Source organism: uncultured Cetobacterium sp. (assembly GCF_947072685.1).
Classification (GTDB): domain Bacteria; phylum Fusobacteriota; class Fusobacteriia; order Fusobacteriales; family Fusobacteriaceae; genus Cetobacterium_A.
In genome coordinates this window covers 18906-43177 of record NZ_CAMTIK010000004.1, presented here as the reverse complement: position 1 = coordinate 43177, position 24272 = coordinate 18906, and the positions used below count along the sequence as shown (strand labels likewise).

At 31.5% G+C, this 24272-nt stretch carries 21 protein-coding genes; 9 read left to right on the top strand and 12 right to left on the bottom strand.

Translation table 11 applies throughout. The features are described 5' to 3' along the window. Window positions 1–15: 15 nt before the first annotated feature. Window positions 16–1215, top strand: coding sequence for a bifunctional 3,4-dihydroxy-2-butanone-4-phosphate synthase/GTP cyclohydrolase II (locus tag Q0V67_RS02170; protein WP_297596608.1), 1200 nt, complete (start codon window positions 16–18; stop codon window positions 1213–1215). 41 nt (window positions 1216–1256) lie between these two features. On the opposite strand, the gene Q0V67_RS02165 is transcribed toward Q0V67_RS02170, so the two are convergent. The 4 genes from Q0V67_RS02165 to Q0V67_RS02150 are packed head-to-tail and all read right to left on the bottom strand — an operon-like array spanning window position 1257 to window position 4162. Further along, complete coding sequence (locus tag Q0V67_RS02165) at window positions 1257–1523, bottom strand: hypothetical protein (RefSeq protein WP_297596606.1); 267 nt, start codon at window positions 1521–1523, stop codon at window positions 1257–1259. 2 nt (window positions 1524–1525) lie between these two features. Further along, window positions 1526–2554, bottom strand: coding sequence for an alpha/beta hydrolase-fold protein (locus Q0V67_RS02160; RefSeq protein WP_297596605.1), 1029 nt, complete (start codon window positions 2552–2554; stop codon window positions 1526–1528). A 19-nt stretch (window positions 2555–2573) separates the two neighbouring features. After that, window positions 2574–3962, bottom strand: coding sequence for an asparagine--tRNA ligase (asnS, locus tag Q0V67_RS02155; RefSeq protein ID WP_297596757.1), 1389 nt, complete (start codon window positions 3960–3962; stop codon window positions 2574–2576). Window positions 3963–3976: 14 nt separating this feature from the next. After that, a complete protein-coding gene (locus tag Q0V67_RS02150) occupies window positions 3977–4162 on the bottom strand; it encodes a DUF896 domain-containing protein (protein ID WP_297596603.1) in 186 nt (61 codons plus the stop codon). Window positions 4163–4342: 180 nt separating this feature from the next. On the opposite strand from Q0V67_RS02150, the gene aroA reads away from it, so the two are divergent. Next, window positions 4343–5632: a 3-phosphoshikimate 1-carboxyvinyltransferase gene (aroA, locus tag Q0V67_RS02145; RefSeq protein WP_297596601.1), complete on the top strand. Its 1290-nt coding sequence runs from the start codon at window positions 4343–4345 to the stop codon at window positions 5630–5632. Then, entirely contained in the window at window positions 5629–7911 is a 2283-nt protein-coding gene (locus Q0V67_RS02140) for a patatin-like phospholipase family protein (RefSeq protein ID WP_297596599.1), read from the top strand. The genes aroA and Q0V67_RS02140 overlap by 4 nt, the downstream gene beginning before the upstream one ends. A 12-nt stretch (window positions 7912–7923) precedes the next feature. Here the strand turns inward: Q0V67_RS02140 and Q0V67_RS02135 are convergent, their stop codons facing one another. The 3 genes from Q0V67_RS02135 to Q0V67_RS02125 form a co-directional block, all read right to left on the bottom strand. Next, on the bottom strand, window positions 7924–8769 hold the full coding sequence (locus Q0V67_RS02135) for a YjjW family glycine radical enzyme activase (protein WP_297596597.1): 846 nt from the start codon (window positions 8767–8769) through the stop codon (window positions 7924–7926). Between the two features lies 1 nt (window position 8770). Next, entirely contained in the window at window positions 8771–10258 is a 1488-nt protein-coding gene (locus Q0V67_RS02130; protein WP_297596595.1) for a YjjI family glycine radical enzyme, read from the bottom strand. 62 nt (window positions 10259–10320) lie between these two features. Continuing rightward, window positions 10321–10914, bottom strand: a complete 594-nt coding sequence (locus tag Q0V67_RS02125; protein ID WP_297596593.1) for a sigma-70 family RNA polymerase sigma factor — start codon at window positions 10912–10914, stop codon at window positions 10321–10323. Between the two features lie 186 nt (window positions 10915–11100). Between Q0V67_RS02125 and Q0V67_RS02120 the strand changes: the two genes are divergently transcribed. The 6 genes from Q0V67_RS02120 (at window position 11101) to Q0V67_RS02095 (ending at window position 17406) form a co-directional block, all read left to right on the top strand. Then, window positions 11101–12765, top strand: coding sequence for a formate--tetrahydrofolate ligase (locus Q0V67_RS02120; RefSeq protein ID WP_297596591.1), 1665 nt, complete (start codon window positions 11101–11103; stop codon window positions 12763–12765). Window positions 12766–12861: 96 nt separating this feature from the next. Continuing rightward, window positions 12862–13845, top strand: a complete 984-nt coding sequence (locus Q0V67_RS02115) for an AIR synthase family protein (RefSeq protein WP_297596589.1) — start codon at window positions 12862–12864, stop codon at window positions 13843–13845. 24 nt (window positions 13846–13869) lie between these two features. Further along, window positions 13870–15171, top strand: coding sequence for a 16S rRNA (cytosine(967)-C(5))-methyltransferase RsmB (gene rsmB, locus Q0V67_RS02110; RefSeq protein WP_297596587.1), 1302 nt, complete (start codon window positions 13870–13872; stop codon window positions 15169–15171). Further along, window positions 15171–15812, top strand: coding sequence for an O-methyltransferase (locus tag Q0V67_RS02105; protein WP_297596585.1), 642 nt, complete (start codon window positions 15171–15173; stop codon window positions 15810–15812). The genes rsmB and Q0V67_RS02105 overlap by 1 nt, the downstream gene beginning before the upstream one ends. A gap of 27 nt (window positions 15813–15839) precedes the next feature. Next, window positions 15840–16466 carry an MBL fold metallo-hydrolase gene (locus tag Q0V67_RS02100; protein WP_297596583.1) on the top strand — a complete coding sequence of 209 codons (627 nt, stop codon included), beginning with the start codon at window positions 15840–15842 and terminating at the stop codon, window positions 16464–16466. A 10-nt stretch (window positions 16467–16476) separates the two neighbouring features. Then, window positions 16477–17406, top strand: a complete 930-nt coding sequence (locus tag Q0V67_RS02095; RefSeq protein ID WP_297596581.1) for an NAD(P)/FAD-dependent oxidoreductase — start codon at window positions 16477–16479, stop codon at window positions 17404–17406. Window positions 17407–17456: 50 nt separating this feature from the next. On the opposite strand, the gene Q0V67_RS02090 is transcribed toward Q0V67_RS02095, so the two are convergent. From Q0V67_RS02090 to Q0V67_RS02070, 5 genes are all read right to left on the bottom strand, one after another. Next, on the bottom strand, window positions 17457–19568 hold the full coding sequence (locus Q0V67_RS02090) for a glutamine synthetase III (protein WP_297596579.1): 2112 nt from the start codon (window positions 19566–19568) through the stop codon (window positions 17457–17459). A gap of 142 nt (window positions 19569–19710) precedes the next feature. Then, window positions 19711–20475 (bottom strand): IclR family transcriptional regulator, encoded by a 765-nt coding sequence (locus Q0V67_RS02085; RefSeq protein ID WP_297596577.1) that lies wholly within the window; start codon window positions 20473–20475, stop codon window positions 19711–19713. Between the two features lie 12 nt (window positions 20476–20487). Further along, window positions 20488–21333, bottom strand: coding sequence for a S1-like domain-containing RNA-binding protein (locus tag Q0V67_RS02080; RefSeq protein ID WP_297596576.1), 846 nt, complete (start codon window positions 21331–21333; stop codon window positions 20488–20490). Between the two features lie 21 nt (window positions 21334–21354). Beyond that, window positions 21355–22599, bottom strand: coding sequence for a hypothetical protein (locus Q0V67_RS02075; protein ID WP_297596574.1), 1245 nt, complete (start codon window positions 22597–22599; stop codon window positions 21355–21357). A 109-nt stretch (window positions 22600–22708) separates the two neighbouring features. Further along, window positions 22709–24241 (bottom strand): sodium:alanine symporter family protein, encoded by a 1533-nt coding sequence (locus Q0V67_RS02070; protein ID WP_297596572.1) that lies wholly within the window; start codon window positions 24239–24241, stop codon window positions 22709–22711. Window positions 24242–24272: the final 31 nt, after the last annotated feature.

The window sequence follows — 24272 nt, the reverse complement described above, 5'->3', positions numbered from 1 at the left end:
TTTTAAGGAGGTAAAATGTTTAACAAAATAGAAGATGCTATAGAGGATTTAAAAAATGGAAAACTTATAGTTGTCGTAGATAATGAAAATAGAGAAAACGAAGGAGATTTGGTTGGTATTGGAGAGAATATCACAAAAGAGAATATCAACTTCATGATAAAATATGGTCGTGGACTTGTCTGTGTTCCAGTTGAAGAAACAAGAGCTACCGAACTTGGACTTTTACCCATGACGTTTAATAATAATGACCAACATCAAACCGCTTTTACGGTGTCTGTTGATTCTTTTATTGGCACAACTACAGGAATATCTGTGGAGGATCGTTTCAACACTATAAAGGATTTAGCTTTTAGAGCAACTCAATCCAAAGATTTTAGAAGACCCGGACACATCTTCCCTCTTATAGCTAAAAATGGCGGAGTTATAGAAAGACCTGGACATACTGAAGCTTCTGTTGATTTAGCTAAATTAGCCGGTTTTAAAGGGTGTGGAGTTATCTGTGAAATTATTAATGAAAATGGAACTATGGCTAGAGTCCCTGATCTTTTATTATTTTGTAAAGAGCATGATTTGAAAATTATTACAATTGAAGCTCTTATTGATTATAAAAAAACAAACGAATTTCAAACAGAATTAGTTTGTGATGCACCCCTTCCAACAAAGCACGGAACTTTCAAAATGATTGGATTTTCCAACACTCTTGATTTTAAAGAGCATGTAGCTCTAGTTTTTGGAGACATCAAAAACAAAGAAAATGTTTTGGTTAGAGTACACTCTGAATGTCTAACTGGGGATGCTTTTGGTTCTTTAAAATGTGATTGTGGAAGTCAACTTGACAAAGCTCTTGAAAATATTGCTACAAACGGTTCTGGAGTTCTTCTATATATGAGACAGGAAGGAAGAGGTATAGGACTTTTAAATAAAATCAAAGCTTACAATTTACAATCTCAAGGTAAAGATACTGTTGAAGCCAATACTCTTTTAGGGTTCGAACCCGATTTGAGAGATTTTGCTGTTGCTGCACAAATGATAAAACTTCTTGATATCAAAAGTATCAACTTGATGACAAACAACCCAAAAAAAATTAACGATCTAGAAAAATATGGAATAAATATTACCAACCGTACCCATATAGAATTTCCACCCAATCCATGTAACTCTTACTATTTAAAAACTAAAAAAGAAAAAATGAACCATTTTTTAAAAATAGATTAAAAAATTGAATTAAAAAAGCTTGAGTAAAAACTCAAGCTTTTTTAATCTTTCAAATCTTCTAAAACCATTAAATAGTAATCTATATCTTTACTCAAAATCATTTTTTCTTTTTTTGAATAGTCCCCACTCTGGACCCTTTTTTTCAAACTCTTAAATTGATTCTCTAACTCCCGTCTCTGAGATTCTTTAAACGGATTGGAAACCAATTTATAAAAATCATTTTGATAGCTTTTATACTCTTTACTAACACCTAGAGACATACACCCTGAAATCAGTGTTATAACTAACAATAAAAGATATTTTTTCATAATTACTTCCTCTTTTTAGTTTCATCTGTAAAAAATATTAAAAAATTATATATATCTTTGGAAATATACTCCCATGTGTGATATTCATTTTCGTATATCTTCCCTCTAAAATCTAAGTTGTACTTTTTAGCTCTACCCACAACATCTAACCATTGGTGAAACATCAGATATGGTTTTTTATCTTCTGATCCTACACTCAAATAAAACTTTTTATCCTTAAATTTTTCAGGATCCGTTGTTTTTATTATACTATATGGGTCATTTTTTAATATCTTATATCCCCATGGACTAAACACTTTAACAAAATGAGCTTTATTTACATCATTAAATAAAAATCTTGGTACATATAGATATCTAAATATCCTCATGACTCTTCTGTTTATACTCATCCTTATAAGACTAATTGCCCCTGAAAAGCTTGCGACTACATCATATGAATCTAAATTTTTCAAACCAATTTTCAAAGCTCCATAACCACCCATAGAAAATCCTCCAATCCCTTTTGGAGAATCTGGATATTTTTTCGTTATTAGATCTGTTAAATCTTTTGAAAAAAATTCTTCATATTTATGATTGTCATCCTTATAAAAATTTGTATACCAACTTTCTCCTTTAAAACCGGAATCAGGAAGAATGAAAATTATATCTTCCACTCTTCCCTTTTCTTTTAATGTTAAATAATTTTCTCTAAGTTTTGCTTTATATATCCAATCTTCAGCTTTATCTCTAATCCCATGATATAGGACTAAACACAAAGGTGTTCCTTTTAACTCCCTTGGCTTTAAGATCAAATATCTCATTGTTTCTTTTGTATATGAACTTTTATAAAACTTTTCTTCCAAAATTAATCGTTCATCTAACTGTTCTTTTGAAAATTCTAAATATTTCACTTTTTTTTCAGGAATTTTTTCAACTTCTGAAAAATTTAAGACTCTCTTCAATTTTCTATTTAATTTAAAATTATATGGATAAGTCACAAAATAAAATACTATTGTAAGAACTAGTAGAGAAACCAGCATCTCAATTATCATCTCTCCGCCTTCTTAAGAATTAAAATTCTGCATTGTTAGAAGTTCTAGGGAACGGTATTACATCTCTAATATTTGTAATTCCTGTTATATACATTAACATTCTTTCAAATCCTAATCCATATCCTGAGTGAGGGAAACTTCCGAATCTTCTTAAATCTAAATAGAATCCATAATCTTCCTTCTCTAGTCCTACTTCAGCCATTCTTCTTTCTAAAATCTCTATATTATCTTCTCTTTGAGATCCACCTATTATTTCCCCTATTCCTGGTGCTAATAAATCCATAGCTCTTACGGTCTTCTCATCTTGACTAAGTTTCATGTAGAAAGCTTTTATATCTTTTGGATAGTCTGTTACAAATACTGGTCTTTTAAAATGCTCTTCTGATAAGTATCTTTCATGCTCACTTTGAAGATCTATTCCCCAAGAAACAGGGTATTCAAACTTTTTATCCGCTTTTAATAAGATATCGATAGCTTCTGTATATGTAATTTTTCCAAAATCACTATTTAAAACAAGATTCAATTTATCAAATAATCCTTTTTCTATAAATTGGTTAAAGAACTCCATCTCTTCTGGACACTCATCCATAACATATTTGATTATATATTTAACCATAGCTTCAGCCAATTCCATATTAGCATCTAAATCTGCAAATGCTATTTCTGGTTCTATCATCCAAAATTCAGCAGCATGTCTTGAAGTATTTGATTGCTCCGCTCTAAAAGTTGGTCCAAATGTATATATATTTCTAAATGCAGAACAATATGTCTCTCCGTTTAGCTGTCCACTTACAGTTAAATTCGTCTCTTTTCCAAAGAAATCTTTAGATACATCCACTTTCCCTTCTGTAGTTTTTGGAACATCATTTAAATCTAGAGTTGTAACTCTAAACATCTCTCCAGCTCCTTCTGCATCGGAACCTGTTATTATTGGAGTGTGAGTGTAAACAAATCCATTTTCTTGGAAAAATTTATGAATAGCATATGCCAGTACAGATCTAACTCTAAATACTGCTGAGAAAGTATTTGTTCTTGGTCTTAAATGAGCTATCGTTCTTAAAAACTCAAATGAATGTCTTTTATTTTGTAACGGATAATCTAAATCTGCTTTTTGAAATATCTCTATCTCTATAGCTTTAATTTCAAACGTCTGTCCTGCTCCCTCAGATTTTATAACTTTTCCTTTTACAATAATAGAAGATGAGATAGATAGTCTTGAAATTTCATCGAAATTACTTAAAGTTGTATCAAATACAATTTGAACCCCTTTAAAAAAACTTCCATCATTAAGCTCTATAAATCCAAAATTCTTTTGTGATCTTATTTTTTTTACCCATCCAGACAGTACTACCTCTGTATCTAAATGCTTTTCTGTTTCTCTATAAAGAGACTTTACTACTTGTTTCATCATTTGGTGGCCCCCTATATCATTTTATTTTCGTCTACGATTTCTATACAATCTAACTTTTGCTTCACTTGTGCTTTAAACTGTTCTAAATACATCTTTCTATATTTAGCTCTTTCAAGCTGTTCTTCTGGCGTTAGCTCTCTTTTCCTTGCCATTGCTGAAAAATAGTTTACCATTTCTATTATATCTTTCATTTCCATCTGTTTCCTCCAAAACTATACTATAAATACAGCCTCATTAAACTTTTAGAGTAATTATACCGTTTATTTAACTTTTTGTCAATTTGGTTGTATTTTAAAAAGATTTTTTTACTGTATTATTTTATTATAAAAATTGATATAATTTAACTAACAAAAATTTAAAAGGAGTTGAAATTTTTAATGAATTTTTTTGAACCCAAACCCAAAACAAACTTTGATCTCATTGTTGATATACCTGGTTCTAAATCTATTACTAACCGTGCACTTATTCTTTCAGCTCTTTCTGGAGAAACTATTTTTTTAAAAAATATACTTTTAAGTGATGATACAATATATATGATAGAAGCTTTAAAGCAACTTGGTAATACTATTGATTTAAACGAAAATGAAAAAACTTTAAAAATTACTGGAAATAAAAATCCTAAATTTGAAAACCTTAATCTCTATGTAGGAAATGCTGGAACTGCCATGAGATTTTTGGCTTCCTATCTAGCAACTGGGAGTGGAAATGCTATCCTGTACGGAAATAACAGAATGAATGATCGTCCTATTAAAGATTTAGTAGACTCTCTTTCTGAGTTAGGAGTACAAATAAGGTATCTTGAAAAATACGGTTACCCTCCTATTGAAATTCAAGCTTCCGGTGTAAAGTGCCCCGTTGTAGAGATTGACGGGAGTAAAAGCAGCCAATATATCTCATCTATACTCATGGCTGCACCCTATTTTGAAGAATCTATCACTATTAAATTTATTGGAAAAATCGTATCCAAGCCATATATTGATATGACTTTGTCCATGATGAAAGATTTTGGAGCAATCTTTAAAAAAGATAACAGGAGCGTACTTATATCCCCATCTCTGTATAAAATCGAGAGTTATACTATTGAAGGGGACATGTCTTCAGCTTCATATTTTCTCGCGATGGCTTTAATCTCTAATTCAAAAATTACCTTAAACAATTTTTTTAAACATAGTATTCAAGGAGATTCAAAGTTTTTAGATGTTCTTGTTAAAATGGGATTAAAAATCCTAAACTTTTCAGAAACTTCTATCACTGTTAAAGGAATTGAAGATTATTCAGGTATCAGTCTCAGCATGAACGATATCCCAGATGTTGCACAAACTCTTGCTGCAGTTGCTCTTTTTGCAACTTCTCCAACAAAAGTGTGGGATGTCGAAAATATGAGAATTAAAGAAACGGATCGTATCTCGGCTTTAAAAAATGAAATTTTGAAATTGAATGGTATTTTTTTAGAATCACAAGATGGATTTGAAATTATCCCCAAATCAGTCTCTGAATATGTTGGTACTACTTTAGAAACATATGATGACCACCGAATGGCGATGTCACTGTCATTAATCGGGCTTAAAGTTCCAAATATCAAAATTTTAGACCCACAGTGTGTATCTAAAACATTCCCTAATTTTTTTAATGAATTCTCTAAAATTTATAGGGAGGATTTAAAATGAGTCGATACCTTGCTGTAGTCTCTTTATTTCTATATCTTTGTATCTCCTCTTTTGCAAATGACTCCTTTGAGGAGATAGAGATTCAAAAATTAAAAAATCAAATAAAACAATTAGAAAAAGAGATAAAACAATTAGAAAAACAGAAAATAGAAAAATTTAAAAAAGAAACAAAACAACCTAAAATAGGATTGGTTTTGAGTGGCGGTGGTGCTAAAGGATTCGCACATATTGGTGTTTTAAAAACTTTAGAAAAAAACAATATTAAAGTTGACTATATAACTGGAACTAGCATGGGGGCATTGATTGGTGCACTCTACTCTGTTGGTTATACCCCAGATGAGATTGAAAAACTTGTTTTAGATATTAACTGGCAAGATACTTTCAATGATAGTCCAAATCAAGCCGATATATCTATTGATCAAAGATCTCTTATGAAAAACTATAATCTTTCTTTAAAATATGATGATTTTTTAAATTTTGCCCTACCTAAAAGTTTAAAAAACACTCAAAGAATATACTTAAAATTGAAAAATCTACTTTGGAATGCTGAAAATATAAAAGATTTTAATAAGCTTCCGATTCCGCTTCAAATAATTGCAACAGACCTCAACACAGGTAAATCAAAAGCTTTTAACAGTGGTGATTTGGCAAAAGTTATTACAGCTAGTATCTCTATCCCAACTATCTTTGATCCTGTAAAAATTGGGGATAGCTACTATGTTGATGGCTTACTGTCTCGTAACCTTCCAGTTGAAGATGCTTTTAATCTTGGTGCTGATATTGTTATTGGAGTGGACGTTGGGACATCTCTTCAAAAGAAAGAGAACTATGACATCTTCAGTGTTGCGGATCAAATTGTTGCTATTCAAAGTACCGGTTCTACTAAAAAGCAAAGAGATCTTGCTACTATCCTTATAACACCTGATATTTCAAGCTATAAAACAACAGATTTCAAAGATTTTAAAGACATCGAACTTTTAGGAGAGAAAGCTGCTGAAAGAGAACTTTCTAAAATTTTAGCATTTGGTCCTGCTAAAGCTTCTGATTCAAAAATTCAAAACTCTAAAAAAAACTTTACTTTAGAGAGTGTTGTTATATCTAATCAATCTCACAATCCTAATCATAAAGAGATTATAAAAACTGTTTTTGCTAACTCTTTGGAAAAGAATATGAGCCCGGACAGCTTAGAAGATTTGATGCTAAAAGCTTACAGTTTAAATTTTGTAAATAAAATTTACTATACTTTTGATGAAAATACTCTTAAATTACAGGTAGAAGAAAATCCTACCAATGTTATTGGATTAGGATTTGATTATCAAACTGATTATGGAACTACTTTTTCTATTGGAACCGATATAAGTTCTTCTGGAAAGTTTGGTAGCCTTTCCACCATTGAAGCTACTTTTGGAGATTATTTAGGTCTTGACTTAAAAAACTTTTCCTACTATGGTCTTTCAAATAAAATAGGGATTTTAAGTAGTCTTAGCTACAATGAAAATCCTTTTTTCCTCTATCACAATAGAGATAAGATTGGAAGTTACAAAAGCAAAGTTATAAAACTTGAAGGTGCGGTTGTTACACAATACTCCAATCTATTTTTACTCTCTTATGGAGCTTCTTTAAACTACAGCTCTTTAGATTCTGAAATAAAAAGTATATTTGACTCTGAAATCGAATATTCTAAAAGTTATGGAGATGTTTTCTTCAATATCAACTGGGATAAAACAAATTCAATCTCATTCCCTTCCAGTGGATTTAAAGGGGATATATCTCAGAGATGGGGTGGAAATTTAGGAAAAGATAACCTTAATTTTTTATCCTCTAACTACCTTTTATCTGGCTACTTACCAATTACATCAAATACAAGTTTTACATCTAAGCTATTTGGTGGAAATGTAAGTGGTGAAGATGTTTTGCCCGATAAATATATTAAACTCGGTGGAATCTCCGATGATCTCTCCCAAAATGAATTCTCTTTCAGTGGATACTATTTTCAAGAAAAATATCTTTCTTCTCTTTTTGGAATTAGTCTTGGAGTACAACACAAACTTATAGAGAACCTATATCTTAGTTTAAACTGGGATATTGCTACATATAAGTATCTCGATGAAGATTTTAACAGTCAAAAGAATTCTCTTCTCTGGAAAGATTATTCTCAAGGTGGAGGTCTTAGTTTAAGTTATTTAAGCTTAATTGGCCCTATTAAATTCAATGTATCTAAAGCTCAAAATTCACACGATTTTCTTTTTCAATTTAGTGTTGGATATAAGTTTGATTAAAAAAAGAGCATCCTAAATTATTAGGGTGCTCTTTACATTTAAACTTTTCGCTAATTTTTCTAACTCCATTAGCTCCTCTTTAGAAGGAGACCTTAACTTTTCGGCTCTATCTAATCGAACTCCAAAAGATCTATACTTTATGATTTTATATCTTATAGCTCCATCTGAAATTATTTTAGATACATTTTTTACAGTCAAGGCGTTATTTAAAACATCTTTTACAACAACTGTTCTTACTTCAAATAGTTTATTTATACTTTTTAGATAAATTAAATTTTTTATTACATTTTCATTGCTCACTCCAGTAAGCGCTCTATGTTCTTCTAAATCCCATGCTTTAATATCCAGCATAAAAGCATCTGTAGTCTCCACAAATTCTTTGTATACTTCCAGTTGGAAATCTACACCTCCATTTGTATCCACAAAACAATCCAGATGAGGCCATAACTCTTTAACTTTTTTAAATAAAGCAGTTATGAATTCAAAATTTAAAGAACTTTCTCCTCCGCTCACAGTTATCCCTTTTATAAAAAACTTCACTCTCTCAATCTCCTGTAAAAGGTCTGTTATAGAGTATTTTATTGTTTTTGGCGAGGAATCTATCGGACAAGTTTTTATACATTGATCACAATCACAACATTTTTTATTATCCCAACATATAATTTCATTCTCTTCACTTAAAGCTTTACTTTCACATACTTCAATACATTTTTTACAATTGATACACTCTTTTATAGTTTCTGGATTGTGACAATACTCACAATTAAAATTGCATTTTTGAAAAAATATAGCCATCCTATTTCCCGGTCCATCAACATTAGAAAATTTTATTATTTTATTAATTTTAGCTGATAACACCCTATTCACTTCTTAATTTTCTTGCCAAAGCTTTTGCATTATCTCTAGCACCTTTTCCTAAAATAGTTGTATCTCTTAAAACTTGCTCACCTTTATCTAACTTCTCCATTTCAGATTTTTTTACAAGATATCCTGTAACTCTTATTACATCGCATTCACTGCTGTAGAGAGAGAAAAATCTCATATTGTTTTGGAAAGCTCCTTTTATTATGTTTAAAATTGCTTCTGGATTACTTTTAAACGTTTCATCAAAAACGAATATATCTCCAATCCCACTTGGACAGTACTGGTGGAATGGAGCTGATTTCATTATATGTTCAAACATCTCGGGCTCTTCTCCAACCGGAACTCTACAGCCTGGGCTTTCATTTCTATCGGTATCTATTCCAACTTGTGAATGTAAAAGATGTGTATTTCCAAAAAATTCTCCTGCATATGGAGTTTTATGATTTTTTACTATCTCAGACATCTTTTTTACTATCTCTAGTCCTAACTCATTTGCAGCCTCTGAATATCCAAATCTATCCTCCTGTGCTTGAGCACCTAATAGATTATTGACACACTCTGCAAGACCTACAAACCCAAACAATCCTGTAAACTTCTCTTTTTCTAAAAGTCCCTCTTTTATTAAAAAACTACTTTCATAAAATCCACTCTCTTCTATTATAAATCTCGATCTCTCATCTATATATTCTAACATCTCTTTAGAAACTTCAGGTAAAGTTTTTTCTAAAAACTCCTCTTTCGAACTTGCAAGTTTTGACAATCCTCCAAGTCTAACTCTAACAAGAGTGTTTGCTCCTCCACCAACTTTTAATCCATTGTAACAACTTACAATTCCATACTCTCCTTTAAAATCATCTCTGAATATTTTATCATTTGCAAAACTTGGTTTAGCTGTCACTAGAGCTGTTTGAATCGCTTCTATTGCTATTTTTTCACTTGTTTCCTCACTGTATTTTATTGTCAAATTTGGAGTTGGTAGTTCTAACTCTCTCATCACTTTCAGTATTAAAGATCCGGCTTTTGTTTCTCTAGGACCTATATTTGCATGACAAAAAGAATCTGTTATAGTTGAATCCACATGTTTTAAAAATAGTTTTATCGCTAAATACGCTTCCTTTTCATTCTCTACAAATGGTTCTAATAAATAATCTATATTTCCTAAATAGACCGGCATTGTTGTTATAGATGGAACATGTTTATAAAGTATTAATAGACCATGAACGGCTTCCCATATATTGGTTGGTTTTTCTATATTTAAAAATTTACTCCCCTGTTCCATGAACTTCTCATAATCTGGAACGATATATCTAGGTCTATAAGGGGCATTCCCTTCAAATAAATCACATATGATTCCATCTTCAATATATTTTTTTAAACTTTCACTTTTATTCAAAACTTCTATGCTTCCCTCAGCTAATCTTGCTAAAGTAACAACTTTTTGCTCGAAAGTTATATTTTGATTCTTGATTGCTTCTAATATCATCTTTTCTCCTCTTAATACAAAATACAAATTTCACTTATTATATTCAATTTCAACCATTTTTGTCAACTTTTATTATAGTTTTCTAAAAAAACTACAACTTTTTTCTTTATTCTTTGAATAGAATTATCTATCGTTTTAGGATCTTTGTTTATTATTGTTGCAATCTCTAAATATCCATACCCTTTTGTCATTTCAGAAAAAACCTCTTTTTCCAATCCACTCAAGTTTTCTTTCAAAAAACCATTCAGTAATTTTACAAGTTCCTTCCCCAATATTATCTGCTCAGGTGTATAATATTTTAAAGATGGACTGCTGTACTTGATAATATCCTCTAATTCAGAATATCCCTCTCCTTGAATAGCGGCATTTAGCTTTTTGTTTTTTTCCGAATTATAATTTTTAACCGCAGTTATTATCTGTCTCTTGATACAAAGAGATGCAAAAGTACTAAAACAAGCACTTTTATTTTCATCAAAGGATTTTATCGCTTTCATGAGTCCTATCATCCCCTCCTGAACCAGATCATCTCTATCCGCTCCCTTCAAGAATAAGTTCTTGTTTCTCATATAGATCAGACTCTTATACTCTGTAACTATCTTTTCCATTGATTCTACATCACCTTGCTTTGCTAATAAAACATCCTCCTTATTAATCATCAGTGCCCCCTTGAACTAAAAATTAATTTTTTTACAATTTTATTAAAATTTTCTTCATAGTATTTTATATACTATTTATATCAAAAAAAATCAATTTTTATTTATATATATTTCTTTCTTTTTTTTTCATTTTAATGTACAATTGATACAATTAGCAGTTTATTTTTTTAAATTTAGGAGGGGTTAATGAAAACAGATATACAAATCGCACAAGAAGCAAATATATTAAAAATTTCTGAAATAGCATCAAAGTTAAATATTTCAGATGATTATTTTGATGTTTATGGTAAGTATAAAGCAAAACTAAATCTTTCACTTTTAGATCATCTATCAAGTAAAGAGGATGGTAAATTAGTTCTGGTTACCGCTATTACTCCAACTCCTGCTGGAGAAGGAAAATCAACTGTTACTGTTGGATTGACACAGGCCTTGAATAGACTTGGGAAATCATCTGTTGCTGCTCTTAGAGAGCCTTCTCTAGGTCCAGTTTTCGGAATGAAGGGAGGAGCTACCGGTGGTGGTTTTTCACAAGTTATTCCCATGGAGGATATAAACCTTCATTTCACTGGAGATTTTCATGCTATTGGAGTGGCTCATAACCTTGTATCAGCTTGTATTGATAACCATATAACTCAAGGAAATAGTTTAGATATTGACAACACCAAAATTGCTTGGAAAAGAGTTGTAGATATGAACGATCGTAATTTAAGAAGTATTGTTGTTGGATTGGGTGGAAAAGCAAATGGATATCCAAGACAAGACTCTTTCCAAATTACTGTAGCTTCTGAAATAATGGCTACACTTTGTCTTTCTAATTCTTTGAAAGAGTTAAAAGAAAATATTGGTAAGATGGTTTTTGGTTATGATTACAGTGACAAACCACTTACAATAAATGATTTAAAAATAGCTGGAGCTGTTACTGCTCTTTTAAAAGAAGCTATAAAGCCAAATTTAGTTCAAACTTTAGAGAATACTCCTGTTATTATTCACGGAGGACCTTTTGCAAACATTGCACACGGGTGTAACTCTTTATTAGCTACTAAATTAGCTCTTAAACTTTCAGATATTGCAATAACTGAAGCTGGTTTTGCTGCTGATCTTGGAGCTGAAAAGTTTTTAGATATAAAATGTAGAAAAGGCAATTTAAAACCTAACTGTGTTGTTATAGTTGCGACTGTTAGAGCCCTTAAGCATCACGGTGGGGCAAAAATTTTAAACGAAGAAAATCTCAATGCTCTTCAAGCTGGCTTAGCTAATCTTGATAAGCATATTGAAAATATAAAAAAATTCAACCTGCCTGTAGTTGTAGCTATAAACAAGTTTGTTACAGATACTGATGCTGAGATTGAACTTATCAAAACTCATTGCCAAAAACAGGATGCACCTGTTGCTCTTTGCGAAGTTTGGGCAAAAGGTGGAGAGGGTGGAGAGGAATTAGCTAAATTAGTTATTGAAAAGCTTGATGAAAACAAAGATAACTATACACCTCTTTATGATCTAGAGTTACCTATAAAAGATAAAATCAATAAAATATGTAAGGAGATATACGGAGCGGATGGAGTTACATTCTCTGCTGGTGCCAATAAAACAATCAAAAGACTTGAAGAACTTGGCTATGGAAATCTTCCAATATGCATGTCTAAAACTCAAAAATCTATTTCAGATAAAGCTAATCTTTTAGGAAGACCTACAGGTTTTACTGTGGATGTTGATACCATTAAATTAGCTGCTGGTGCCGGATTTATAATAGCTATGGCCGGTGGTATTATCGATATGCCTGGTTTACCTAAAATTCCTGCTGCTGAACTTATCGATATAGATGAGAACGGAACTATAACTGGATTGTTCTAAAAATTTTAACCCTCACTTTATTTTAAGTGAGGGTTTTTTATTTCTGGAAAATATAGTATAATATATTATAAAATACTATTACATCGAGGGGGAATTATGAAAGTTGGTAAACTTACAATTTCAGATTTAAAAGAATTAGTTTTCAATAATATCCAAAATAATAACGATTGTGTTATCTCTTCTGGTGAAATTGGAAGTGACTGTGCCGCTATCGAAGTGGATGAAAAAGTTATTTACCTATCTACAGATCCTATAACTGGTACAAATAATGGATTGGGTAAATTAGCCATCAACATCAACTGCAACGATATTGCTACAGAGGGTGTTTCACCTGTTGGAATTATGTTAACAATTTTAGCTCCCCCACATGTGCAAAAAAATGAAATCGCTGAAATTATGAAAGAAGCTCAAGAGGAAGCCAATAAAATCGGTGTCACTATTATTGGTGGCCATACAGAGATTACAACCGCTGTAAATAAGACAATTATTTCGGCCACCTCTATAGGGATTGGAGATAAAAAAGATTTTAAATCTAAAACAAAAGTGATTCCTGGAGATAGAATTATTATCACTAAAGGAGTTGGTATTGAAGGGGTTGGCATTATAGCCTTTGAGAAAGAGGAGGAACTTTTAGAAAACTTTGAACAATCTCTTGTTGAAAGTGCTAAAAATCTCTTAGATTATACAAGTGTTGTAAAAGATGGGGTTATTGCAAACAGATTTGCTAAAGGTATGCACGATGTCACTGAAGGTGGATTGCTTGGTGCCCTTTGGGAGTCTAGTTGTTTTTATAATCTGGGCATAACAATTAATTTTAAAGATATTTTTATCCATGAATCTATTAAAAAGATTTGTAAATACTTTAAAATCGATCCGTTAAGACTTATATCTAGTGGTACAATGCTTATTGTTACATCTAAAGAAAATTCACGACCTCTTCTAGAAGAGCTAAAAAATAATAATATTCAAGCATTTGATATTGGAGCATTCACCGAATCTAAGGACAAAATTCTTATCCAAGGTGAAAAACATATTTTTATTGAACCACCAGAAAGTGATGAACTTTATAAAGTAGTATAATATTATAGTTAGGAGATGTGTATATTGAATATAAAACAAAGAGTTATTGGACTTTTAAGTGAAGTTGAAAAAGGAAAATATTCAAACATTCTATTGAATGAGTATTTTTCAAAAAATAATTTAGGAAGAGGAGAGAGAGGTTTTATTACAGAAGTTTTCTACGGTGTAATTAGAAATGAAATCTACTTGAACTACCAACTTGAAAAAAGAACAAAATCTATTAAAAAAAATTGGCTAAAAAACCTATTAAAAATATCTATCTATCAAGCTACATTTATGGATAGTGACGATAAAGGTATAGCGTGGGAAGCTACAGAACTGGCTAAAAAGAAGTTTGGAGCCCCTGTAGGTAAATTCGTTAATGGAGTTATCAGAAGTTACTTAAGAGAAAAAGACGACGAAATAAAAACTTTAAAAAACGAGGACAAACTGGATATACTTTACTCTTACCCTAGATGGTTCTACGATAAAATTAAAAGCGAGTACGGTTCTGAAACTGAAAAGCTTTTGATATCTCTAAAAAAGGTTCCATATATGAGTGTTAGAGTTAATAAGTTGAAGTATACTGAAGCTCAATTTGAAGAACTTTTAAAATCAATGAGAATAGAGATCATCAAAAAAGTAGATTCTGTTTACTATATAGATTCAGGAATTGTACTTCACACCGAGGAATTTAAAGATGGAAAAATTATAGCCCAAGATGCTTCTTCATATTTAGCAGCTAAAATTTTAAATCCACAACCTGGTGAAAAAATTGTGGACACTTGTAGTGCTCCTGGAAGTAAAACAGCTGTATTGGCAGAGATTATGAATAACCAAGGAGAGATTTTTGCTCTTGATATTCATCAACATAAAATCAAACTGATTGAGGAAAATCTTCAAAAACTTGGTGTTACTAATGTAAAACCTATAAAGTTAGATGCACGTAAACTTAAAGAACAGGGACAAAAGTTTGACAAAATTTTAGTTGATGCTCCTTGTAGTGGATACGGAGTACTTAGAAAGAAACCTGAGGCTCTTTACAATAAAAATATGATCAATGTTAAGGAACTCTCAGAACTACAAACTGAACTTTTAGATTCCTCTGCAATTTCTTTAAAAGTTGGTGGAGAGTTAGTATATAGTACATGTACTATATTCTCTGAAGAAAATACAGATAACATTCAAAAATTCTTAAATAACCATAAAAATTTCTCTGTTGTAAAATTTGAAATTCCTTCAAATATAAACGGAAGATTTGATTCTATTGGTGGATTTTTAATTGATTATACCGAAGAAATTTTAGATAATTTCTATATAATTAAACTTAGAAAGGATTTTGAATAATGTTAGATGAGTTAAAAGATGCTAACGAATATATTGTTAGTAAAATAAAAGAAACAGACCCTTTAATCCTTGAGATGGAAGCTTTTGCAATAGAGCACAATGTTCCTATTGTAACTAAAGAGGTCGCTGAATATATAAAATTCCTTGTGGAAAGTCATAAATTTAAAAATATTTTAGAGGTTGGAACAGCCATTGGATATTCTGGAACTATTATGGGAGAGATTGCCAAATCAAACGGTGGAAAATTGACAACTATTGAAATTGATGAAATTAGATACCGTCAAGCTCTTGAAAACTTTAAAAAAGCTGGTCTTGAACAAAGTGTCCATGCTATTCTAGGTGATGGGGTTCAAGAGATTAAAAAGCTCAATGAAAAGTTCGATTTTATTTTTATAGACGCTTCCAAAGGTCATTATATGGAATTCTTCAATGATTCTTTCGAAAGGTTAGAGGAGAACGGTATAATTTTTATAGATAATATCATGTTTAGAGGGTATCTATACAAAGAGTATCCGAAAAGATTTAAGACAATAGTTAGAAGATTAAATGAATTTATTGATTACTTATATGCTCACCACAATTTTGTTTTACTTCCATTTGGAGATGGAGTAGGGCTTGTGCGTCACAAAATTACAAAATAATACATATGATTTTTGGAGGTATTTTTGATGAAAATTAAAACTTTTCCTTTGGGTAGTTACATGACAAACTGCTACTTAGTTTGGAATGAAAACAATGAGGCTTCACTATTTGATTGTAGTGATTCTAAACTGCAAGGGATTCTATCTTTTATAAAAGAACATAATCTTGAGCTTAAAAATGTTATTTTAACACATGGTCACGGAGACCATATAGGTGGTATAAACGAAATAACTAAACTATTCCCGAATGCAACTCTTTATATTGGAAAAGAGGAGGAGAAATTTTTGTCAGATGCCTCTTTAAATCTCTCTTATGCTATCCAAGGGTATGATTTTATTTATACAGGTAAATTTACTCCTATCAAAGAAGGAGATTCTATTTTTGGTTTTGAAGTGATTGATACTCCTGGTCACACTACTGGCTCTAAGTGCTTCTATAACAGTGATGCTAGAATAATGATTTCTGGAGATACACTTTTTAGAAGAAGTTATGGAAGATTTGATCTTCCAACTGGGAATTTGTCACAACTACAAAAAAGTTTAAAAAAGATTTGTGAGAACTTTCCCGAAGATACTATTGTGTATAGTGCCCATTCTGAACCTACAACGCTAGGAGAAGAAAAAAGAGTATTAAAATCCCAAGGAATGATTTAGGAGGCTTAATATGAAAAATAAAATTTATGATGTTGTTATCATTGGTGGTGGACCTGCTGGTTTGGCATCCGCTCTTTATGCTGGGAGAGCTCGTCTGTCTGTTCTAGTTCTTGAAAAACCTGAGGTTGGAAGCCTTCTTATGGCTCATAAAATAGAAAACTATCCCGGAATTGCGGGTTCACCAACAGGTAAAGAGATTCAATCTCTTATGAAAAAACAAACTCTAGATTTTGATGTTACATATGTCAATGCAACATTTTTAGCTTTTGATTTTTCTGGAGAACATAAAATAGTTAAAACTGATGGGGATAATTTCAAAACAAAATCTGTCATTATTGCCACTGGTTGGGCTAAAAATGAAAGTAAAAAACTTCCTGGTGAGAAGGAATATCTAGGTAAAGGTGTTTCTTACTGTGCAACTTGTGATGGAGCTTTCACAAGAAATATGACCGTATCTCTTTTTGGAAGTGGTGAGGAAATTGCTGAAGAGGCTCTTTTTTTAACAAAATACTCTAAAGAGATAAATATATTTATCGTGGACGAATGTCATCACTGTGATGAATCTATTATGAATGTATTAAAATCTAATGAAAAGGTTAAAATATTCTACTCATCTAAACTTTTAGAGATTAAAGGTGATGAATATGTTGAAGAGCTTGTTGTTTCCCATAACGGAGAGATCACAACATTTAAATCACAGTTTGCATTTTTATATTTAGGTACCAAATCTTTAGCAGAACTTTATGGAGAGGTTGCACCTCTTGATGCTCAAGGCTATATCGTTACAAATGAATATATGCACACATCTATAGAGGGTGTTTTTGCCGCAGGAGACGTTAGATCTAAAGTTGTACGTCAAGTTACTACAGCTACTTCTGACGGTACTATAGCAGCTCTAGAAGCCATTAAGTATGTTTTAAAAAAAGCTCATCAAAAATAAGAGAAAAAGCTCCTCCTGTAAAAATTTCACAGAAGGAGCTTTTTTTATATCTACAGTCTAAACAACATATCCTCATATGTTGGTACTGGCCAAGTTTTCTTCTCCACTTGATGTTCTAAAAGATCTATTATATCTCTTAAACAATTCAATATTGGAATTATATTTTCATTCAAATAAAGAACCTTTTCATATAACCCATTCACTTCATTTGCAACCACTAACTGTGATTCTAATTGAGCTAAAAAATCTTTCAAACGATTTTTACCCGCTAAAAGTTTTATAAGGTGAGCTTTATCTGCAAATAAAAATTCATCATCCCCTAGAACTTCTTTGATCGATAGAATACTCTTAGATATTTTCCCTGCATACTCCATTAGAGCGGGATATATTTCATTTCTTGCTATTCTAATCATTGAGCTTCCCTCTATATTTATCTGCTTTATATAACGCTCACAATACACAGAGTATCTAGCTTCTAACTCCTCTGGACTCAGTACTTTAGCATTTTTAAAAAGCTCCACTATTCTAGGTTCTTTATACACTTTTAATCCTTCTAGTGTATTTCTTAAATTTTTCAACCCTCTTTTTTCAGCTTCTTTTTTCCAAGCATCATCATAACCATTTCCATTAAATATTATTCTTTTATGCTTTTCATATCTATCTTTTATTAGATTAACTATAGCCATATCTTTACTCTCTATTGAACTCCCACCCAATATTTCGACATACTCTTTAAGAACCGTTCCTACAATAGTATTAATTATAAATGTGGGAGTTGATGCTGAAGCACTCGATCCTGGCATTCTAAATTCAAATTTATTCCCCGTAAAAGCGAATGGAGATGTTCTGTTTCTATCCGATATATCTTTAGGAATTTTTGTGAAATTTTTAACTCCAAACTTCATATTTTCCTTAGACTCATTCACTGAAACTATATTTTCTAAATTTTTTAGTATATCCTCTAATTCCTCTCCTATAAAAACAGATATTATTGCTGGTGGAGCTTCGTGTCCTCCCAATCTATGATCATTTCCTGGTGTTGCACACGACGCTCTTAAAACATCTGAATATCTGTCAATACCCTCTAGTATCGCCATCATAAAAACTAAAAATTGTAAATTATCCTTTGAGAGTGATCCAGGATCTAAAAGATTCTCTCCTAAATCTGTCGAAAGTGACCAGTTGCAATGTTTTCCAGATCCATTTACCCCTTTAAAAGGTTTTTCATGTAAGAGTGCACTCAATTCATGTCTATCAGCCACTTTTTTTATTACATCCATAGTCAATTGATTTTGATCCACCGCCACATTTGCTGTAGTAAACATAAGAGCTAATTCAAATTGGTTTGGAGCAACTTCATTGTGCTTTGTTTTTGCCATTATCCCAATCTTCCATAACTCTTTATCTATTTCATTCATTACTCTTTCAACTTTTTCCTTGATACTTCCATAGTAATGATCATTTAATTCCTGTCCTTTCGGAGGTAATGAACCAAAAATCGTTCTCCCCGACAACATCAAGTCCTGACGTTTTTCCCAAAACTTCTTATCTATTAAAAAATATTCCTGTTCAAGTCCCAATGTGTTGTTTATAGATTTTACTCCAGCACTTGGATCCAATATATTTTTTAATTTTAAAGTTTGTTCAGATATAAAATCTATCGATCTTAAAAGTGGGACCTTTTTATCTAGCGCCATTTGATTGTAGCCTATAAACGCTGTTGGGATATAAAGAGATTTTGCTAATCCCTCTCCTCTCAAAAACATTGGCGATTTTGCGTCCCAAGCGGTATATCCTCTTGCTTCAAACGTAGATCTCACCCCTCCATTCGGAAATGATGATGTATCAGCCTCCCCTTTAATCAACTCTTTTCCAGAAAATTGTGAAACACAACTTCCATCTGATGAGAGCGATATAAATGAATCATGCTTTTCTGCTGTCAACTCAGTTAAAGGTTGAAACCAATGTGTGAAGTGTGTGGCTCCATTTTCTGTAGCCCAGCTTTTAACTGCATTCGCTATTGAGTCTGCCAGTTCTATTGATAAAGTTTTTTCACCACTTTGAACTTTTTTGAACTCTTTAAAAAACGATTCAGGTATTCTGCTTTTTAATTTATCCTCAGTAAAACAGAACTCTCCAAAAATATCCAGCATGTTATTCATTAATTCCTCCCTATTTTAGCGTTCTACATTGTCGAACGTTGTTCTCCAATAAAAAATTGTTATATTAACAATATACTATTTTTCCATGTTTGTCAATTTTATTTTTACAGTCAGTGAAAATAAATAAAAAAAAGAGGAATTTTCATTCCTCTCTCGCACCTAATTTATAGGATATTTTTTTACTTATAGATACCATTTTTGGAGCTAAATCAGGTAAAATAAGCATAAGTTTTTCTCTAGTCGCCATTATTGAGATAGTCCCCACAAACTGATTATTCACTTTAAAAATAGGTACTGAAATACAATATATCCCCAGTTCAACCTCAGATCTTTCAAGTGAATAGCCATTCTCTCTTATTTTATGAATCTCCTGCATCAAAGTCTCTCTATCTATTATCGTACTGTTTGTATATTTGTACAATAAATCCTTGCTGAATATCTTATCAATATTCACATCTTTTGAGTATGCCAAAGCTAATTTTCCAGATGATGATGCATTTAAAGGTATTTTTGTTACTGATGTGCTTATCGTGTAATACATAGAATCCGATTGGACACGATCTATCAACTTTAGGTGTTCTCTTTTAAATAAAAATAGATTCACAGTAACAGAAAAACGTTCAGAAATATCCGTTAAATATTTATGTCCCACATTTTTTATCAATACATCCTCATTTACAATAAAACTTTTTTCTATAAAAGCTGGTCCTAAAGAATAGTTACTATTCTTTTCACTTTGCTCTAAGTATGAATTTTTTAAAAGAGTTGAAACTATTCCATGAACTGTACTTTTGCTCAAGTTTACAGCCTCACTGATCTCTTTTAATGATAATTCATGCACATTTTCATTGAAACAGTTCATTATGTCAATTGCCCTTTGAATCGATTGTATTGTTTTTCCTTCCATGAAAACTCCCTTTTATTTTAAAATAAATGTCCCTTCTGGAGTTTTTTCAATTCTTCCCTCTTTTAAAAGCTTACCTAAAGCTCTTTTGAAAGCTTTTTTACTCACTCCAAAATACTCTTTTATAGATTCAGGTGAACTATTATCATTAAATCTGAAGTGTGTTTTTAGCACTTTCATCTTTGCAACAATAACCTCAGCATCCTTATCCATTTGCATAAATGCAAGTTCTCTTAAAGCTAGATCGATTTTTCCATCCTCTCTAACTCTCATTACTCTAGCTTCAACTTTATCTCCAACAGACATTTTTTTGAAACATTCACTACTTGGAATTAGTCCAAAGTATCTGTCGTCTACAGCTACAAAAACTCCTATTTCTGGGTTTACTCTATATACTGTTCCTTCTACAAAATCATTCTTTTTATAATCTTTATTTGGCATTAAGAAGCTATATATCTTCATTGTTGCAGAAAGTCTTCCCTTACTATCCTCATATATACCAACTAGAACTTCATCTCCAGCTCTTACATCTCCATCCATTTGAGAATATGGAAGTAATAGTTCCTTTTTTAATCCCCAATCTAAGAATGCTCCTAATTTTTGATTTACATCTGTTACATGAAGCTTCCCTATTGTTCCAACTGTCAACGCTGTTTTTCTAAGTGTAGCTATAAGTCTATCCTCTGAATCTCTATAAATCATTACGTCTAACTCTTGACCGACATCTAAATCTCTTCCCTCTAACTCATTACTAGGAAGAAGTATGTTATCCATCTCATCTCCAGTTCCAGCATCTAAATATGCCCCTTTACTGCTAAAATTATTAATTTTCATTGGTTGTCTTTTTCCGACTTTTATCATATTGCTCTTCTCCTCACTATTTTACTCCAAATAGTTATTAAATATATTAAATTTTTCTGCCATCTTTTGAGGATAGTTATTATAGTAATATTCCATTAATTTAATAACCGGCTTATAATCCTCATAATTTTCAAGTATTCTTAGATACTCTTTTTCAATACTCACCAAAGAGTAGTAATCACTTTTTTCAAACATTTTAAATAAACTTACTATTATTTCTATAACTTGGTTCAAAGGGACATCTATCCCTTTTCCAATAATTAATGCCTCGATATAATGCTCCTTACTCTCTACTTTTCTATTAAGAATTTCACCTATTTTTCCTAATGTATAGAGTAATTTAAATTTTTTCATACTGCTTTCTTCCAAATGTTTTTCTTTAATTTTTTTTAACTTTAAATATATACTCTTTAGCTCTATATAATTTTGACTCTGAATATAAAGCTCAGCCAATCTGTAGACTAAGTCCAATTTTTCATCTAAATCTATAGTTTTTTTTAAAAGATTATTATATATATTGAAAGCTTTCTCATACTCTTTACTTTTTAAATTTATCTCACCTAAAATTTTAAATATCTGTTTTTTGACATCTTTTGATTTCAAATTTTCTAGAAACAGCAACTCTTTTTCCTCTAAAATATGGTTCTCTCCAAGTTTCCAAAGGGAGAGCACATAGTAATAGTATACCTGTTCTATCTCTTTGCTCAACTTTAGATTTTTAAAATCATCCTCATATTTTTTAAAAACTAAAATTATTGTCTCGTATTTTTCAAATTTTACACTCAGTTCTAAAAACTTCAAAAATTCGCTGTCATATCTTTTCAACTCCGAAACTCTTTGAAAAAATTTGACATATATTCTTCTAGCTTCATTTAGTTCCCCTTCTTCTAAATAAAAACTAGCTATTTTCAACAAATATTCTTTCTGTTCTGCCGAACTCAAATTTAATATAGCTTCCTCTATAATCCACTTACTTTTTTTTAAACAATCTTTTTTTTGTAAAATATTATTTAAATATTTTTGAGCTTGAGTTTGAGGACTTTCCATGAGGTCATCATATGTTAAATTAAAAACTACTCCACTATTTCTTAATCTTTTTTCTAAATTTTTAAAAAGAATTATTCCAGCTCTTTTGCTTAAACTTTTTTTTCCATTTTCTACCATCCCTAAATATGTTTTAGAAATTTTATCTGTGGTTAATTCCTCTTGAGTTATTCTATAGTGTTTCCTATATTTAAGTATTTTTTCCCCCGGTGATAAAAACATACTCATCCCCCTTAAATAATAAGACTGTTTATTATAGAGTATCAAATTTTCCATTTTTTTACAATTAAAAAATATCCTAAAGGTATACCTTTAGGATATTTAAATTTTTCTACTCTCCTTCTACCAAAACTTTCCTATCCTTAATATATATATCCTCATACTCTTTTAAAGAATCAAGAGCTATCTTAGACATAGGAATAATCGCTATTATATTGAATACAGTCATCAGTGCAACACCTAAATCTCCTAGCTCCCAAACAAATAAATACTGTGCCATTCCACCAACAAACATCATAGCCAATGCAAATATTTTATATCCATCTTGAGCTATCATTTTATCTCCAAAAAGAAAAGCAACATTCGAACGTGCATAAAACAATATCCCTAAAAATGTGCTGAAACTAAATAAAAATAATATCAATGCCACCAATGGAGTTCCAATAGAACCTATATGATAATCCATACAGCTCTGTAAAAGATCCATCCCCATCTTTCCCTCTCTCACACTTTGAGGTGCCAATAGCATTGTAAACGCCGTACAACTACAAACTACTAAAGTGTCTATGAACACTCCCAAAGCTTGAATTAAACCCTGTTGTGCTGGGTGCTCAACATCTGCCGCAGCGGCGGCACACGGTGCCGAACCACTTCCTGCCTCATTTGAAAACAATCCCCTTTTAACTCCCTGCATCAATATCGCCCCAAATCCTCCTGCTGCAATCTGTCTTGCACCAAAAGCTTGCTCAAATATCTCTGCAAACATTGCAGGAACTGCACCAATATTTTTTATTAAGATAAATAGAGTCAGCGTAAAGTAGAGTATTGCCATTATCGGAACCAACTTATTCAAGACATCTGCTATTTTATCTTTGTGTCCCTTACCAAATAGTACAATAGTTCCTAATAGAGTCATTCCAATTGATGTGTACAAAGGGTTTATTCCAAAAGCGTTTGTGAATGATTCTGAAACTGAATTTGATACAATCTGTGTTATCCCTACCCATGTTATCAGTCCTGATATTGCAAATAAAATTCCACACAATCTAAAACTAGAAGATTTCTTATAATATCTCTCCTCGGTTCTCGAAATTAAATCTGAATCTTTTTCAACAGAGTTTTCAAATGGATCCTTACTTTTAGCTTCAACCACCACCTGCATCCTGTTCATAAAATATGCAGGGCCCCCTCTCCAACCACCATAAAGAGGATCTTTTTCTTTATATATTTGAGCTAAAGTACTCTCTATAAATGCAGTATTTGAGCCAATTATTGCCGCTACCCACATCCAAAATATAGCTCCAGGTCCTCCAAATGAAACGGCTGCTACAACTCCAGCTAAATTCCCCATACCAACTCTTGATGCTGTAGCTATAAATAGCGCCTGAAGTCCCGATATTGCCTCTTTATTATTTGTAGTCTTGCTTTTCAAAACAATTCTTATCATTTCTGGAAACAACCTAAAAGATAACATTCTTGTTTTTATACAATAATATATCCCCGTTGGTATTAACATCAATACCAATAGACTTAAACCTATATTGGTTTCTCCCACATTAAAAAGAATTATATCTCCCCACAAAAATCCATTCAACGAACTCACTACTGTTTTTAATGGTGCTAACATAGAATCTATAAAACCCATAATTACCTCCTCAATTTTTTTTATGTAAGAA